The sequence below is a fragment of the Deltaproteobacteria bacterium genome, from assembly GCA_020848905.1.
Taxonomy (GTDB): Bacteria; Myxococcota_A; Polyangia.
In genome coordinates this window covers 138,100-153,685 of record JADLHG010000057.1, presented here as the reverse complement: position 1 = coordinate 153,685, position 15,586 = coordinate 138,100, and the positions used below count along the sequence as shown (strand labels likewise).

13 protein-coding genes are annotated in these 15,586 nt (G+C 71.0%); 12 read left to right on the top strand and 1 reads right to left on the bottom strand.

Features of this window, described 5'->3' with window-relative positions; genetic code table 11:
- The first annotated feature begins 123 nt into the window (after window positions 1-123).
- The 12 genes from IT371_25365 (at window position 124) to IT371_25310 (ending at window position 14,597) form a co-directional block, all read left to right on the top strand.
- The gene (locus IT371_25365; GenBank protein MCC6751011.1) at window positions 124-1,995 is read left to right on the top strand and encodes a TIGR02266 family protein; all 1,872 of its coding nucleotides are present in this window, start codon (window positions 124-126) and stop codon (window positions 1,993-1,995) included.
- Between the two features lie 109 nt (window positions 1,996-2,104).
- Complete coding sequence (locus IT371_25360; protein ID MCC6751010.1) at window positions 2,105-2,449, top strand: polymer-forming cytoskeletal protein; 345 nt, start codon at window positions 2,105-2,107, stop codon at window positions 2,447-2,449.
- A 50-nt stretch (window positions 2,450-2,499) separates the two neighbouring features.
- Entirely contained in the window at window positions 2,500-2,814 is a 315-nt protein-coding gene (locus tag IT371_25355) for a polymer-forming cytoskeletal protein (GenBank protein ID MCC6751009.1), read from the top strand.
- A 15-nt stretch (window positions 2,815-2,829) separates the two neighbouring features.
- The gene (locus IT371_25350; GenBank protein MCC6751008.1) at window positions 2,830-3,837 is read left to right on the top strand and encodes a polymer-forming cytoskeletal protein; all 1,008 of its coding nucleotides are present in this window, start codon (window positions 2,830-2,832) and stop codon (window positions 3,835-3,837) included.
- 20 nt (window positions 3,838-3,857) lie between these two features.
- Window positions 3,858-4,493, top strand: coding sequence for an orotate phosphoribosyltransferase (gene pyrE, locus IT371_25345; GenBank protein ID MCC6751007.1), 636 nt, complete (start codon window positions 3,858-3,860; stop codon window positions 4,491-4,493).
- Window positions 4,490-5,125, top strand: a complete 636-nt coding sequence (locus tag IT371_25340; protein MCC6751006.1) for a hypothetical protein — start codon at window positions 4,490-4,492, stop codon at window positions 5,123-5,125. The genes pyrE and IT371_25340 overlap by 4 nt, the downstream gene beginning before the upstream one ends.
- Window positions 5,122-6,687: a HEAT repeat domain-containing protein gene (locus tag IT371_25335; protein ID MCC6751005.1), complete on the top strand. Its 1,566-nt coding sequence runs from the start codon at window positions 5,122-5,124 to the stop codon at window positions 6,685-6,687. Before IT371_25340 ends, IT371_25335 begins: the two co-directional genes overlap by 4 nt.
- Entirely contained in the window at window positions 6,684-8,600 is a 1,917-nt protein-coding gene (locus IT371_25330) for a sigma 54-interacting transcriptional regulator (GenBank protein ID MCC6751004.1), read from the top strand. The genes IT371_25335 and IT371_25330 overlap by 4 nt, the downstream gene beginning before the upstream one ends.
- On the top strand, window positions 8,597-9,736 hold the full coding sequence (locus tag IT371_25325) for a methylated-DNA--[protein]-cysteine S-methyltransferase (GenBank protein ID MCC6751003.1): 1,140 nt from the start codon (window positions 8,597-8,599) through the stop codon (window positions 9,734-9,736). Before IT371_25330 ends, IT371_25325 begins: the two co-directional genes overlap by 4 nt.
- 98 nt (window positions 9,737-9,834) lie before the next feature.
- Window positions 9,835-11,193, top strand: coding sequence for an EAL domain-containing protein (locus IT371_25320; GenBank protein ID MCC6751002.1), 1,359 nt, complete (start codon window positions 9,835-9,837; stop codon window positions 11,191-11,193).
- A 106-nt stretch (window positions 11,194-11,299) separates the two neighbouring features.
- Entirely contained in the window at window positions 11,300-12,829 is a 1,530-nt protein-coding gene (locus IT371_25315) for a patatin-like phospholipase family protein (GenBank protein ID MCC6751001.1), read from the top strand.
- A gap of 328 nt (window positions 12,830-13,157) precedes the next feature.
- Complete coding sequence (locus tag IT371_25310; protein ID MCC6751000.1) at window positions 13,158-14,597, top strand: hypothetical protein; 1,440 nt, start codon at window positions 13,158-13,160, stop codon at window positions 14,595-14,597.
- A gap of 15 nt (window positions 14,598-14,612) precedes the next feature.
- Here the strand turns inward: IT371_25310 and IT371_25305 are convergent, their stop codons facing one another.
- On the bottom strand, window positions 14,613-15,578 hold the full coding sequence (locus tag IT371_25305; GenBank protein ID MCC6750999.1) for a class I mannose-6-phosphate isomerase: 966 nt from the start codon (window positions 15,576-15,578) through the stop codon (window positions 14,613-14,615).
- Window positions 15,579-15,586 lie beyond the last annotated feature (8 nt).

Here is a 15,586-nt window from a genome sequence, read left to right as displayed (position 1 = left end):
TCGAGCAGCGTGGCGCTCGTTTGCAGCGCGGCGTTCGTTTAGTTAGATCGGGCCCCCGAGCGGCGCGGAAGGGCGGACATCCCGCGACCCAACATGCCCAGCACGGACAAATCTGCGGTGTCGATGCGCATCCGGTTGAAGTACCCGGACGTGGAGACGTTCGTCGACAAGTACGCCGCCAACATCAGCCCGGGGGGGATGTTCATCCAGAGTCGCGCCCCGCAGCCGGTCGGCACGGCGCTGCGCTTCGAGCTCCTGCTGCGCGACGGGACGCGGCTCATTCGCGGCGAAGGGCGGGTCATCTGGATCAAGGAGTACGACGCCGCGCACCCAACGAACGCGCACGGCATGGGGGTGCGCTTCACCGGCCTCGACGCCGAGAGCCAGGCGATGGTGCAGCGCATCGTGCGCCTCAAGGAAGCGGCATCACCCTCGACTCGCGCCGCGGAACCGGTCGCACGAGCTGAGGAGGTCCCGGAGCCTGGCCCCCGCGTGGAGCCGCCCGGCGACGCGCCGGCATCCCCGGTGGAGGCGCCGCGGCGGCACGAGGGGGGCCGGTCGGAGAGGCTGCCGACGGTGGAGATCACCCACCTGCGACCGACCGAGGAGATCCCTCCACTGCGCGCGGACGAGGTGGCGGCGCCGCCGCCGGCCGAGGAGGAAGACCCCCAACGCTGGGCCGAGCTCGCTCGCGAAGGGGGCAACGGGATCGAGATCGCCCTGGCAACCGCCGAGGAGCTGCTGCTCGGCTTGCTCAGAGAGGCGGGCATCCCCGAAGACCGGGTGCTGGAGACCCTGGCTGCCGTGCGGAGCAGCACGCCTGCCCTCGAGGACCTGCCGGAGATCGAAGGCCTCCTCGGAGGGGCGCGACAGCCCACCGGCCGCAGACGGTCCACGGCGCAGGTGCCCGAGCGGCCGCGACCGACGCCGCCCCCGCCCCATGCGCCCAAGCCGCCCGCCTTCGACCTCAGCGATCCGGCGGAGTCGAGCGTGGTCACGGCGCTCCCCGAGCCACCGCGACCGGCGCCCCCCGTCGCGCCCGCACCGACGCAGGTCGAAGGACGGGGCTGGACCGGGCTGCGCAGCACCCCCGCGTGGGTGCCGACGGAGGAGCAGACAGCGAGCGCGCTCGCACCGGCCGTGGCGGCCACCCCGACGGCGCCCTGGGAGGAGAGCCCGCCCGCGGCTGCGGGCCCCGAGGAGGCGGAGGCTCGTCGCGAGGAAGAGCACGAGGGGGAGCACGCCCGAAAGGGGGAGCACGCGCGAGAGGGGGAGCACGCGCGAGAGGATGGTCGCGAGGACGAGAGCGACGAGGGAGAGGGGGCGGACGACCTGTCGAGCGAGGTCTGGCAGGAGGTGCTCGCCGGACTCACGTCGAACGAGGGGGACGACACGAGCGAGGTCCCGTACAGCGCCGTGGAGCTCGCCCGCAATGTCGTCACCGAGGAGGACGCGGAGGGGTTCGCCGAGCAGACGAGAAACGACGTCCGGGGGCGCGGACCAGACGCCGCGCTGCACGCCGGCGACGAGTTCGGGCTGGAGGAGGAGGAGCACACGGACGCCCACGGCTTCGAGGACTTCGCCGGCCTCGAGGAAACCGAGACCTCGACGCGCAACGGCGACCTCGGCCACGGGGAGCTCCGAGATAGCGAACTCCTCGACGGAGAGGAAGAGCTCACGCGCGACCCCGACCTCCACGACGAGGTCTTCGAGGCGCTGGCCGCAATCCGGGCCGACCGTCGCGCGTCGGCGACCGAGGTTCCGGGGTCCGAGGACTGGGCCTCCGAGGCGCCGGAACCACCGCCGCTCGAAACGCTCGCCGGTCGCGTGTCGGCACAGGCCGGCACGCCGCCACGCGGTGAACCCCCGGTGCTGGACGAAGCCACGGACCCCCACGGCGTGGAGGTCGTCGAGGAGGAGGCGACCTCGGGGCGCGCGGGAGTGAGGCCGCGCAAGAGCGGCATCTTCCGTCGCATCTTCGGCAAGAAGGAATAGCCGCGACACCCCGAGCACGAGGGCGCGCCGTCGCTTGACAGGGCGACGAGCCGTTGCTAGACCGTTGCCGGTCCAAGGCGCATTCACCCTCGCGAGAGGTCGTTCACAAATGGCCGATCAGCCTTGCATTATCGGAAAAGAGATCACGATCCGGGGCAGCCTCTCCGGCAACGAGGATCTGGTGATCGAGGGGCGCGTCGAGGGATCGATCCTCCTCGGCAATCACCTCACCGTCGACGCCTCCGGAGTCGTGGAAGCCGACCTGGAGGTGCAGGACCTGACCGTCAACGGCATCGTGCGCGGTGACGTGCGCTCCACGAACAGCGTGGCCATCAACGCCGAGGCGACAGTGGCCGGTAACATCCGCGCGCCGCGCGTCATCATCGAAGAGGGGGCGCGCTTCAAGGGCCGCATCGAGATGGAGGTGAAGCTGCCTCCCGGACTGAAGGATTGAGCGTCGTATCGCGACGTCGGGCCCCGCTAGCGGCGCCCCGGGAGGAGATCATGGCCAACACGATCATTGGCAGCTCCATCGTCATTGACGGCGAGATCAGCGGGGACGAAGACCTCGTGATCCAGGGAACCGTGAAGGGGAAGATCACGCTGAAGGACCACCTGCTGGTAGAGGGGTCCGGCGTGGTGGAGGCCGACATCCAGACCGCCACGGTGACCGTCAACGGCCAGGTGACGGGCAACATCTCGGCCACCGACAAGGTGGAGCTCAAGCCCGACTGCCGCATGGTCGGGGACATCAAGGCCCCCCGCATTCTCATCGCCGACGGCGCCGCGTTCAGGGGCAACGTCGACATGGACGTGTAACGTTCGGAGACGCCAATGACGACCCAAGTGACCGTGGTGGGCCCGAGCACGCATGTGACCGGCAACGTGCAGGGGGACGAGGATCTGCGCGTCGTCGGCCGGGTGGACGGCAACATCACGCTGAGCCAGACCCTCTTCGTGGAGCCGAGCGGCATCGTGGTCGCCGACGTGCAGGTCAGTCGTGCGGTGATCAGCGGCACGGTGATGGGAAACATCACGGCCTCGGACCTCGTGCACATCACCGAGCAGGGTCGCGTGGTGGGGGACCTGACCGCGCCCCGCATCGTGCTCGTCGAAGGCTCCTCGTTCCGCGGCAACGTGGACATGGGGGACCTGGACGCCCCGCGCGTGCATGTCCCCGCGCGCGCTGCGGTGGCCCGCGTCGCGACGCCCCGTCCGGCGGCCCGTCTGGCCGAGAGAGCCTCGCAACCCATCCCGGCCGCCCCGACGACGGCGGCGGAGGCGACGATCGAGCCGCCTGCGCGACCCGCAGCGCCCGCGCGGCCGACGGTCGCCCCGCGTGTCGCAGCGCCAGCCCCCGCTCGTCCGGTCACGAGGCCGGCACCCCGTCCGGCTCGGCCCCCTCGAGAGGCCGAGGCTCCCGTCGCCGCGGCCCCCGCGCCAGCTCCGGCCCCTTCGCGCGTGCCCGTTCAGCCGCAGCCGAGAGCGAACCCCGCAGCAGCAGCAGCCGCCGCCGCGCAGCGCGCCGCCGCAACGCCCCGCACCTCCGTCCCGCCGCGTCCCGTGCAGGCCCAGCGGCCGACGCCCCTGCGTCCGGCCCCCGCGACCGCTGCCCGACGCCCGCCGGAGCCCTCGGCGCCCGCCCCAGCTCCCCAGGCGCCGACCAAGCCGCGCGAGTCCCTTGGTGAGCGCGCCAGCGCGGCCGCCCGGGCCGTGATCCAGGCCGTCAAGCGCGACGCCGAGGCCACCGCTGCGCCGCGCCCGGAGTCGAGCAAGCCTACTCTCGTCGCTCCGCGACCGCCGACGACTGCAGGGAAGAAGAGCCGCATCCGGCGGAAGTAGCGCCGCGCGCTCAAACCCTCATGGAAGCGGAAGGACACCCGCCCCCGGTCCCCACGTCTCCCTCCGGACCGGCGTTCGCGTGGCCCGGAGCGCCCCCACCCGGAGGGCCGCACTACCTCGAACGCCTGCTCGAGCTCCTACGCACCCAGGCCTTCGAGCGTCGCGAGGTGGTGCTCGCCTCGGGCCGACGCAGTAATTTCTACCTCGATTGCCGGCGCGTCGTGCTCAGCGCGGAGGGGCACTTCCTCGTGGGCTGGCTCTTCCACCACCTGATCACGCGGCTGGACCCCGAGGCGGTGGCGGTCGGCGGCATGAGCCTGGGGGCCGACCCGCTGGCCAGCGCCACGTCGCTGATGAGCCACCTCGCCGGCCGCCCCCTCGACGCCTTCTACGTGCGCAAGAAAGCCAAGGGGCACGGCACCGGAAAGGTGATCGAGGGCGCGACGCGCCTCGGCCCGGGGACGCCGGTGGTCGTGGTGGAGGACGTCGTCACCTCGGGCGGCTCGAGCCTGCTGGCGGTCCAGCGCTGCCGCGAGGCCGGACTCCGGCCGGTGCGCGTGCTGGCCCTCGTCGACCGCTGCGAGGGAGGCCGCGAGGCGATCGAGGCCGAGCTGCCACTCACGACCCTCCTCGTGCGCGGGGACTTCCCGGCATGAGGTCTCTCCGCGACGGGTGGATCGGCTTCGCACTCCTGCTGGCTATCGCGGGGTGCGCCGAGGTCGCCACCCCGGTGAGCCTCACCCCGCCGACCGCCGGCTACGGGCCGAACGACTACCCGGAGGTGCTAGGCCGCTGGACGCGCAACGCACGCGTGTTGAAGCAGCTCGACACGGCGCTCGACGCGCACGCCACGATCTTCTCGCCGGACTTCATCTCGGCGTACGTGGCCCGCCGCGCCCGGATCTTCAAGTTGCCGCGCGAACAGCACTGGCGACTCGAGCAGGAGCTGCTCGCGCAGTGGCGAGACTCCATCCCCGTCGTCGTGTCCGCCGCGACGCACGACCGCAGCTGGAACGACTTCCACCGGAAGAACAGCGTCTGGCGCATCGCGCTCGTCAACGACCGCAACGAGCAGGTGGACGCCAAAGAGATCCGCCAGGAACCGCAGATCAGCGCCACCATCGCCGAGCTCTTCCCCTACGTGGACCGATTCTCGCAATTCTACTGGCTGCGCTTCCCGCGCGTCCTGCCCGACGGCCGGCCCTTCCTGGCCGCCGAGGCGCGGCAGCTAACGCTACGGTTCGCTGGGCCCCTCGGGCTCGCGGAGCTCACCTGGCTGCTGAAGTGACCTGTCGTCACCTCGTCATCCTGCTCGCGCTCACCCACTTCGGCGTCGCCTGCGGCAAGCGCGATCCGATCGACCGGCTGGTCTCGCAGCTCGACGAGCCCGGGCAGCGCGAGGCAGCGGTGGAGCAGCTCCTCGTGCGGGTCCGCAAGGCTCCCGTCGCCCAGCGCGCCCAGGTGCGGGACCGCGTGCTCGACGCCCTGGCCGAGGCGTATCGGCGCGACGAGGGGCGTGACCAGATCGTCGCCGCTCTCGCAGCCATCGGGGATCGACGCGCCGCGCACGTCTTCGCAGCCGCGCTCGGCGACGCCGACCGCGACGGTTCGTACTACGAGGCGGCGGTGCGCTCGGCCCAGATGCTCGGCGAGCTCGACGTCAAGGAAGCCGTCCCGGAGCTCGTAGCGGCGCTGCGGCGCGCGCGCCAGCGCCCTCGCGCCGACCGCCAGATCTGGCTCGAGCGGGCCATCATCGAAACGCTCGAGCGACTCCGCTCGCCTCAGGCCGTCCCCGCGCTCCTCGAGGCGCTCGAGGCCGATCCCCTCCGGCAGGACTGGAATCTGAACCGTCTGGCGGCGCGGGCGCTCGGGCACGTCGGCTCGCCGAAGGCCGCTGGGGCGCTGGTACGGGCTCTCGGCGCCACGGGACACGGCACGCTCCTGCTCGAGGAGGCCCGACGCGCGATCTGCACCATCGGCGCGGCGGCCTCGCCCGAGGTGCTCGCCGGAGCGCTCGCTCGCGATCGGCGCGGGCAGCCGCGCTCGAACGCCGCCGCCGCAACCCGGCTGCTCCCCGATCTCGGCACGGCGAGCGCCCTACCGGCGCTCCGGAGAGCCGCGCGCCCGACCGACCCCGAGGAGTACCGACTCGCTCTCGCGGAGGCGCGACTGCGTCTCGGCGACGCGGAGGATCTGAACCCGCTGCTCGCCCTGGCCGGAGATCCGCGGGCGGCGCTCTCCTCCCGTCTGCGCGCGCTCGAGCTCTTGGGGTGGCACGGGGACGCGCGAACCGCGGCGACCCTTGCCGCGCAGCCGAGCGGCCGGGACGTGTCGCCGCCCCCTGTGCTACGCTGGGCCGCAGCGCTCGCTGTGGCGCGGTCGGCGGGATCGGAGGGTGCAGCGCCGTTTCACCGCCGACGGCCGACCGAGGCGGAGGACCCCGTAATGCGGCAGGCTTCGGCAACCTACCATCCCCGCCTGGGGGTCGTGACGGACTGCGAAGACGACGCGGCCTGCCTCGAGAAAAAGCTCGCCGGAGCCGGATGGCGCGCGCAGGAACGGGCCGCGCTCGACCTCGGCCGGAACCGGAGCACGGGGGCTCTGCTCGCCCTGGCCCGCCGGCTGAAGGGCGCGCACCCGCAGGTGCAGCACGCCATCCTCACCGCGATGGAGCAGCTCCTGCGGATGCCCGACGCCCTGTCGCCTTCGGAGAGGCCGCAACTCGGCTCGCTGCTGCTCGCGGCGGCGGAAGACCCGGTCCCCGCCCCAGACCTCCCGAGCGGGCAGGAGCTCCGGACGCGCGCGTACTGCCTGGGTCACCGAATCCTTCGCCCAGAGAGCAGCCCATGATCCGCCTCGAGATCCTCCAGGGCGCCGACGTGGGCCGCACAGTGGAGAGCGACGCCGACCAGATCTCGATCGGGCGATCCCCTCAGGCCACGGTTCAGCTCGGCGACTACCACCTGTCGAACGACCACGGACTGCTCTACCGCGACGGTGGCGAGTACATCTATCGCGACCTGCACTCCACCAATGGCTCGATGCTCGTGCGCGACCAGGAGCGGCTCCTGCTCGACGGGACGCAGCGCTGGGAAGCTCCAGTCAGGGACGGCGATCGCCTGCTGCTCGGAGACGCCGCGGCGCCGGTCGTGATCCTCTGCCGCGTCTCGGAGAGCCCGGCCCAGGACGAGCACGCGCACCGCATCATCGCGACCCGCTCCCTGACCGAGCTCCCCAAGGTCCTGGGCAAGGTCGAGCAGGGCCCCGACATCTCGGCCCTCTACCACGCCATCACCTTGCTCACGGGGCAGCTCGAACTGAGTCAGGTCCTCGAGGGCGTGGCCCAGGCCGTCTTCGACCTCCTGCCCCGCGCCACCCACCTGTCGATCATGGTGGCCGAAGGCGAGGAAGAGCGCTTCGTCCCCCTGCTGGCTCGCGCCCGAACCCCCGGCTCTGCCGCGGAGGGGGTGATGATGAGTCGAGCCATGCTGCGGAAGGTGCTCAAGGAGCGCGCCGCGGTGCTGGCCGCCGACGCGCCGCACGAGCTGGGCTCGACGGAGAGCATCATGGGCGCGAACATCCGCTCCATCGTCGGAGTGCCGCTCTTCCGAGGGGACCGCATCCGCGGCGTCATCGAATGCGACAACCGCGCGAGCTCGGGGATCTTCACCGAGCGCGACCTCGAGCTCCTGCTCGTCCTCGCCAGTCAGGCCACGCTCGCGATCGAGAACGCGCAACTCTACCGCCAGCTCAAGGTGGCCCAAGAGAAGCTCCAGGGAGAGAATCGCTACCTGCGGGGGCGGCAGCCGGGGGTGACGGCCTTCGAGCAGATCATCGGCGGCTCCTCCGCGATGAAGACCATCTTCCACCAGGTACAGAAGGTGATCGACACGCGCGCCACCGTGTGCATCACCGGCGAGACGGGCACCGGCAAGGAGCTGGTCGCGAACGCCATCCACTACCAGAGCCGCCGCCGGGACAAGATGTTCGTGGCGCAGAACTGCGCGGCGCTCCCCGAGACGCTCCTCGAGAGCGAGCTCTTCGGCCACAAGAAGGGGTCGTTCACGGGCGCCGACCAGGACAAGAAGGGGCTCTTCGAGATCGCCGACGGCGGCACGCTCTTCCTCGACGAGGTCGGGGAGATGGCGCTGTCGCTCCAGGCCAAGCTCCTCCGCGTCCTTCAGGAGGGCGAGGTCCGGCCTGTCGGTGCCGCCACCGTCAAGCGCGTAGACGTGCGCATCATCTGCGCCACCAATCGTTCGCTCGAGAAGGAGGTGGCCGCGGGGCGCTTCCGCCAGGACCTCTTCTACCGGCTGATGGTCTTCCCGATCGCGTTGCCCCCGTTGCGCGAGCGCCGCGAGGACATCCCGCTGCTCGCACAACACTTCCTTCGACGCTACAGCGCCGAGATGCACAAGAACGTCGGGGGGGTCAGCCAGGCCGCGATGAACGAGCTCTGCGCCTACCGCTGGCCCGGGAACATCCGCGAGCTGGAGAACGAGATCCAGCGCCTCGTGATCCAGCTCGACGACGGCGGAATCGTCCAGCCCGAACACCTCTCGCCGCAGGTACGCAAGGTGGAGGGGATGCTCGAGCGCATCGCCCCGCCGAAGGGGACGCTCAAGGAGATGGTCGAGACGGTGGAGCGCTGGCTCCTCGTGGAGGCCCTGCGCGAGCACGGAAACAACAAGACCCAGACGGCGGCGGCCCTCGGCATCACGCGCGAGGGGCTGCACAAGAAGCTCGCGAAGTTCGGACTATGAAGACGACGACCGACGTTAGAGCCTGTCTCTTCCCGTCCCCGATAGGCACCTGCGGTCTCGCGTGGACAAAGGCCGGGATTCGCCTGGTACAGCTCCCGGAGGAAGACGAGAAAGCCACCGCGTCGCGGCTCGCGCGGCGCGCGGAGGTCCGGCAGCTCGAGGCCAGCCCCTCTCGGGAGATCGCCGCCGCCATCTCCCGCCTGCAGCGGCTCCTCGGCGGCGAGGACGAACTGCTGGCCGACCTCCCGCTCGACCTGGCCCCCGCGGGCCCGTTCCTCGACCGGGTGTACGCCGAGGCACGGCGCCTGCGGCCGGGGGAGACCGTCTCCTACGGCGAGCTCGCGCGCCGAGCGGGCAGCCCCGGCGCCGCTCGCGCGGTCGGCCAGGCCATGGCCAAGAACCCCGTGCCTCTGCTCATCCCCTGCCACCGCGTCCTCGCGGGCGACGGGGGCCTCGGGTGGTTTTCCGCGCATGGGGACGTGAGCACCAAGCTCGCGCTCCTCTCCATCGAGGGGCTCGACCTCACCGCTCTGCACCGCGCGGGCCTTCGCCACCTGCGCCGGGCCGACCCACGCCTCGGCGAGCTCATCCGACGGGTTGGGCCGTGCCGCCTCAAGCCGGACCCCCGAGGCGACGCCTTCACGGCGCTCGTGGAATCGATCGTGCACCAGCAGCTCTCGATCAAGGCCGGCGCCACCATCTTCCGACGCATTCTGGACGCGGCCGGCGCAGTGGAGCGCCTGGACCCCGCGGCCATCCTGGGCCTCGACGCAGAGCGCCTCAGGTCGGCCGGGCTCTCGCGCCAGAAGGTCTCCTACGTGCGCGACCTGGCGGAACAGGCCGCCGCCGGCGCCCTGCCCTTCCAGCGACTCCGGAGGGCCAGCGACGACGAGGTGGTCCGGGCGCTCACCTCCGTGCGTGGGATCGGCCGCTGGTCCGCCGAGATGTTTCTCATCTTCCGCATGGGGCGGCTCAACGTGCTCCCCACGGATGATCTGGGCCTCCAAACGGCCGTCAAGCAGGTCTACGGGCTCAAACAACGCCCCGAGCGTGCGCGCCTGGAACGGCTCGGCGCGAGCTGGGCGCCCTACCGCACCCTCGCCACCTGGTACCTCTGGCGCTCGCTGGAGGCCTGACCCGTCCGTCAACGCGCCGCTGCACGCCGCAGGCGTTGCCAATCGTCGATGACGCGAGCTATCCTGACGCGACCAACCGGAGGGGGCGGGGTCACACCATGCGAGGCAAAGGGGATAGCCATCCACGGATCCCCTCGACCGTCTCTCGACGCCTCGGCGACACGAGCCTCATCGCGGGCCCGTCCTCGTCGACGCTGGACGTTCCGGCGCGCGTCATCGACCTCGTCACGGGTTTCCCCTCGCTGACCAGCCTGCACAACGAGCTTCGCCCGTTGGCCGAGGATGCCGCGGGAGCCACGATCCTCTACGTCCACCTTCCTTCCACGCAGATCATCGAGGAGCGCTTCGGCTGGGAAACGCTCGGCGCCTACGCCGGACTCCTCGCCAACTACCTCGGCCGCGTGGCCCGCGACCTGGAGCGCGAGCGCGGCCACTGCGCCGTCCTGCGCAGCTTCGCCGACGACTACGTGCTGCTCATCCCCCAGCGCGAGAACGACGCCGAGATCCCGAGCCGCCTCGGGGAAGGCATGCTCCGGCACCTGCAGGCCATGGACGAGGAGCTCGCGACGATCCACCAGGTCTACGTCGGGATCTCGCGGGTCACGCCCTACGCCAAGATCCACCCGGAGCGGCAGCTCTTCCGCGGCATCCAGCGGGCGCAAACCGAGGCCACCGACGTGGGCCGGCAGAAGCTGGCCGTCCAGACGCGCGTGCTCGACCGCGCGATCGCCAACCGCTCCTTCAACATGGTGTACCAGCCGATCGTGAACATTCACGACCACTCGATCTTCGCCTACGAGGCCCTCGTGCGCTGCACGCAGCCGGAGCTGCGCAATCCGCACGTCCTCTTCAGCGTGGCCGAGCAGGCGGGCCGCATCTGGCCTCTCTCGCGGCTCTTGCGCAAGATGGCGGTCGATTCGGTGACCTCGATGCCCGACGGGTCGCTCCTCTTCGTGAACCTGCACCCGCTCGACTTCAATGACCCCGAGCTCCTCCGGCCGGAGCCGTTCATCGTCGAGCACGCGGCCAACCTGGTGCTCGAGGTGACCGAGCGGGCCACGATCACCGACTTCGAGCACTTCCGGCGCAACATGGACGTCCTCCGGAGCAGCGGCGTGCGCATCGCAGTGGACGACCTGGGGAGCGGCTACGCGGCGCTCTCCTCGGTCGCGGAGCTCAACCCCGACTTCATCAAGTTCGACATGACCCTCATCCGCGGGATCGACCAGAGCCCCATTCGGCGCAACCTGCTGCGCAACATGGTGGCCTTCGCCGTCGAGGCCGGAACGCAGGTCATCGCCGAGGGGGTCGAGACGCGCGCCGAGCTCGACACCCTCCGCGAGCTGGGCTGCCACTTCGTGCAGGGCTTCTTCCTCGCCATGCCCCTGCCCCCCTTCACCCTGGAGATCGCGCCGCGGCAGCCGTCGCCGGAGGAGTTGCCGGCCGAGTCGTCCTGACCCGGCCGTGCGGTGGCCCCCCCTCGCCGACCCCGCGCGCACCTACCACAGCGTCGAAGAAACGTAGTATGGCTTTCCCGCTCGCGCGTAGCGACGGACGTGACCCATGACGATGAAGCCCGTCAGTGACATCCTCTACCTCGCGCCCGAGGAGCTCCTCGGCCGGATACGCCGCGAGCTCGACGAGGCGGGCGCGAAGCCCCAGCGAGGGGTCCGCGGGGCCGACTGGCTCGTCCTCCCCTCCGCACGGCGGACCGTGCAGCTCCACGTCCTTCCCGTCGGAGACGAGGCCTTCGCGCGGGCTCGCGAGCACTACTACAGCTTCCTGGTCGTGGACAGTCGACGCCTCCCCGAGGCGCCGCGCGAGGAACGCAGCGGCACCTTCGCGCAGGAGCTGACGGAGAAGCTCCACTACACAGCGGACCCCGACCGGCGCTTCCCGCTCTCCCGGGTGATCGCCGTGCTCGAGCCGGACGAGGACCTTCCGCTCCGAGCCTTCGAGCTCGGCCGCCTCCACATCGGCGGCTTCGTCGTCGAGCCCTTCGGCGGCGCCCTGCTCGATCTGGTGGAGCGCCTCACCGATCCGCACCCTGGCAAGGCCGCGATCTGCCTGGCCGGTGGCGGGGTCGAGGGCTTCATCTTCGAGGTGGGCGTGCTCATGGCGCTGAACGCCCACCTCCAGAGCCGCTCGGTGACCGACGCCAACATCTACTGCGGGATCAGCGCCGGGGCGATCCTGGCCGCCTTCATCGCCAACGGCGCCGAGCCCGAGGAGGTGGCGGCCGCCATCACCGATCCGAACGCCGACAGCACCGTTCAGGCCGTGCGGCCATCGGTGATCTACGACCCGCACTTCAAGGAGTACGCCTCCCGGGCCTGGCTGCTCGCGAAGAGCCTGCCGATCCGGAGCTGGAGCGAGCTCGTATCGGCCGTGCTGAAGACCGTCCCGATGGGATTCTTCAGCGGCGACTCCCTGGAGCGCTTCATCCGGGAGCAGCTCGTGCAGCCCGGCCGGACCGACGACTTCCGCCAGCTCAAGCGCGAGCTCTACATCGGTGCGACCGACCAGGACACCTCGGCGCACGTCGTGTTCGGCAAGGGGCAGTGGCAGGACGTGCCGATCTCCACGGCTGTGCGCGCCTCGGCGGCCCTCACCCCGTTCTTCGATCCGGTGCAGATCCGGGGCCGGTACTTCGTCGATGGGCAGTACACGCGCACCTCCAACTTCCACCTGGCGGTGGAGCGAGGGGCCAAGCTCGTCATCGTGGTGGATCCGCTCGTCCCGGTGCGTACCGACGTGCCCGGCTACGTGGCGAAGAAGGGCGGGGTCTTCGGCGGGTTGCAGGCGCTCAAGGCCGTGATCCACACCCGCTTCTTCCACGCCTACCAGAACGCCGTGGACAGCTACCCGCAGGTCGATTTCCTCCTCTTCAAGCCCGAGGAGGACGACATGCGGCTCATGAGCGGATCCCCGATGAAGTACAACATCCGCACCGAGATCCTGAACATGGCCTACCGCTGCGCGGTGCGGCGGATCCAGCGCGACTTCGAGAAGCTCGAGGGGATCTTCGCGCACCACGGTTTTCGCCTGCAGCGCCACCCGCGACTGAGGGGACTGCACCAGCGCATGACCTGAGTCAGGCCATCGCGGTGCGGCGGATCGCTGCGCCCCGCGCGCGGCGAGCTTCTCGACGAGAATGGGCCGCTCCAGGTCGCGCTCCCCCTTTACACCGTCGGGGCGGTCCGATATGTTTCGCATCGCTTGCCGACCGTCGACGTAACCTCCCGCGCTCCGCATCCCGCGCCCTTCTCCCCGACGCTGCGCCTCGGGAAAGACGAGCAGTGGTCGAGAAATTGGCCGCGGCGAGATAGCTTCGATATGGTGGGACCGACACTCGACGAGCCGGCGCGGTACGCACAGCGAGAGCGCCTCGCTCCGCGGGCTGCGCGGTAGGGCTCACGGCATGGCGAGAGCAGCATTGGCCGATCCACAGCCGCTCGAGATTCTCGTCGACACCGACGTCCACGTGGCCAGCGAGGTCACGCCGAGGCGGGTCGTCGACGCGCTCCGGCGCCAGCTGCGCCAGGCCGAGAGCGGACGCTTGCTGCAGCACGACGGCGGCGAGCGGGCCCTGCTGAATCTCCTGCAGACCCGCGACGGCCAGCACCTCATGCCGCAGGGGATGCTCCCTCGCGTCACCGAGACCTGCCGGCGGCACGGCGTGCCCTATTCCGTGGTGGATCGTCGCACGATGGTGGCCTGCCCCGCCGTCCGGGCGAGACAGACCCTCACCGAAGCCGACCAGAGCGCTCTCAGACGGCTCCTGCTCCACGACTCCGGCGTCCTCGTGGCGCCGCGCAGCGCCGATCGCGTCACCCTGGCCGCGGAGCTGGTCGCTCGCCGTCAGCAACGCACGCTCGTGCTGGCCGAGGACGCGCGCATCCGCGACCTTTGGGCCGCCGAGCTCGGCGCGCGCCTGCAGCTCGGAGCGCCGAACCTCGCGACGCTGGGCGAGGCCCGCCCGGCCGCACGCGTCGTCGTCGGCACCTACGAGGCGGTGGCGCGCCTTTCGGCGGCAGACCTGCGCGACGGCTACGGCATGGTCCTCTTCGACGCGCTCGACGTGGTGGACCCCGTCGTGCTGATGCGCGTGGTCCGTGCGGTCGGCGCGCGGTACCTGCTCGGCCTGGCCGGCTCGTCCACCCGTGCCGATGGCCTCCACGACTCGCTCTACCTGAGCCTCGGCGGCGTCATCCATCAGATCCACGTCAGCACGGCCGGGCGCTCGGTCCCCTTCAACACGCGCTTCCAGGCGACGAGCTTCGCCTTCCCCTACGAGGGGAGAGAGCACTACCAGGCGCTGCTCGCGGCGCTGGCTCAGGACGAAGAGCGCAACCGCCAGATCTCCGAGGACATCGCCCGCGAGACGGGCGCCGGGCATCCTTGCCTCGTCCTGTCCGAGCGACGCGATCACCTGGAGCAGCTCGCGAATCGCGTTCCGCCGGGCGTGCGCGTCGAGCTCCTGACCAGCGCGATGCGGCCCGCCGACCGGCAGCGCACCATCGAGCGCTTCCGCCGCGGCGAGGTTCAGGTGCTGATGGCCACCGGCCAGATCGCCGCCGAGTCGGTCCGCGCGCCGGAGGCCCGCCGCCTCTTTCTGACCTTCCCGTTCTCGTACATGCGCAAGCTCGAGCAGGTGCTCCGCTGCCTGCTTCAGCCCTCGCCGAACAAGCTGGACGCGGTGCTCTACGACTACGACGACGAGCGCATCGCACCGCTCCACCGCGGGTTCGAAAAGCGCGCCCAGGTGGTGGCCCAGCTCCGCCGCGCCGACGACCAGGCGCAGACCAAGGCCGCGCAGCTCGAACTCGGGCTCGAGGCGGACAAGGGCAAGACGAAGTAAAGAGCCCTGACGCGGTCAGTGCACCGGGAAGGTCACCGCCAGCAGGCGCGCGCCCTTCTTCCCGACGACGATGGCGTCGCGACAGGCGTGCGGCACCAGCGCCACCTGCCCGAGGACGAGGCGGATCGGCTCGGCGCCTCCCCACCGCGCCTCGGCCTCTCCGTCGAGCCCCACGAGCACGAGAGGACCCTGGCCTGGCAAGCGCAGCTGCTCGCCGCCCACGAGGGCGTGGATCGTGGCGAAGAAGTGCCCGGCATCCAGCCGTTCGCCCGCGTTCGGCAGGCGAACGCGCGCCGGGTTTCCCCAGCCGATGCACGTCAGGGCCTGGTCCACGTGCAGCGGGCGCGGCTTCCCGTCGAGGCCCACGCGCCCCCAGTCGTACACGCGGTAGGTCGTGTCCGAGGGCTGCTGCACCTCCGCGAGCAAGATCCCCGCGCCGATCGCGTGAACGGTGCCCGGGCTCACGTGCACCATCTGCCCCGCCGCCGCGGGGATCTCCTGCAGCAGTCCCTCGACGCTCCCCTCGGCCAGCGCGCGCTCGAAGGTCTCGCGGGTCGTCCCCGGCCGCAGTCCGAGATAGAGGCGCGCCCCCGGCTCGGCGTGGAGCACGTACCAGACCTCGTTCTTCGGCCGCCCGCCGAGCGCCGTCGCGGCGGTCTCGTCCGGATGGACCTGCACCGACAGGGTCTGCGCCGCATCGATGTACTTCACGAGCAGCGGGAATCGCCCCCCATCGAGTCCCACGGGCCCGAGCACGGAGACCGCGTCGTGCGCGAGAAGTTCGTGCAGGCTCGTGCCCGCGCGCAGACCGGAGGCCACCACACTCTGGTCGCTCGGCAGGTCGACGAGCTCCCACGACTCGCCGATCGGGCGGCTCGTCGGAGCGCCCTTGCCGAGGAGGCGGCCCAGCTTGTCCCCGCCCCACACGAGCTCCTTGAGGAGCGGGGCGAAGGTCATCGGATAGATGGTGCTGTTCGACATGTCCCGAC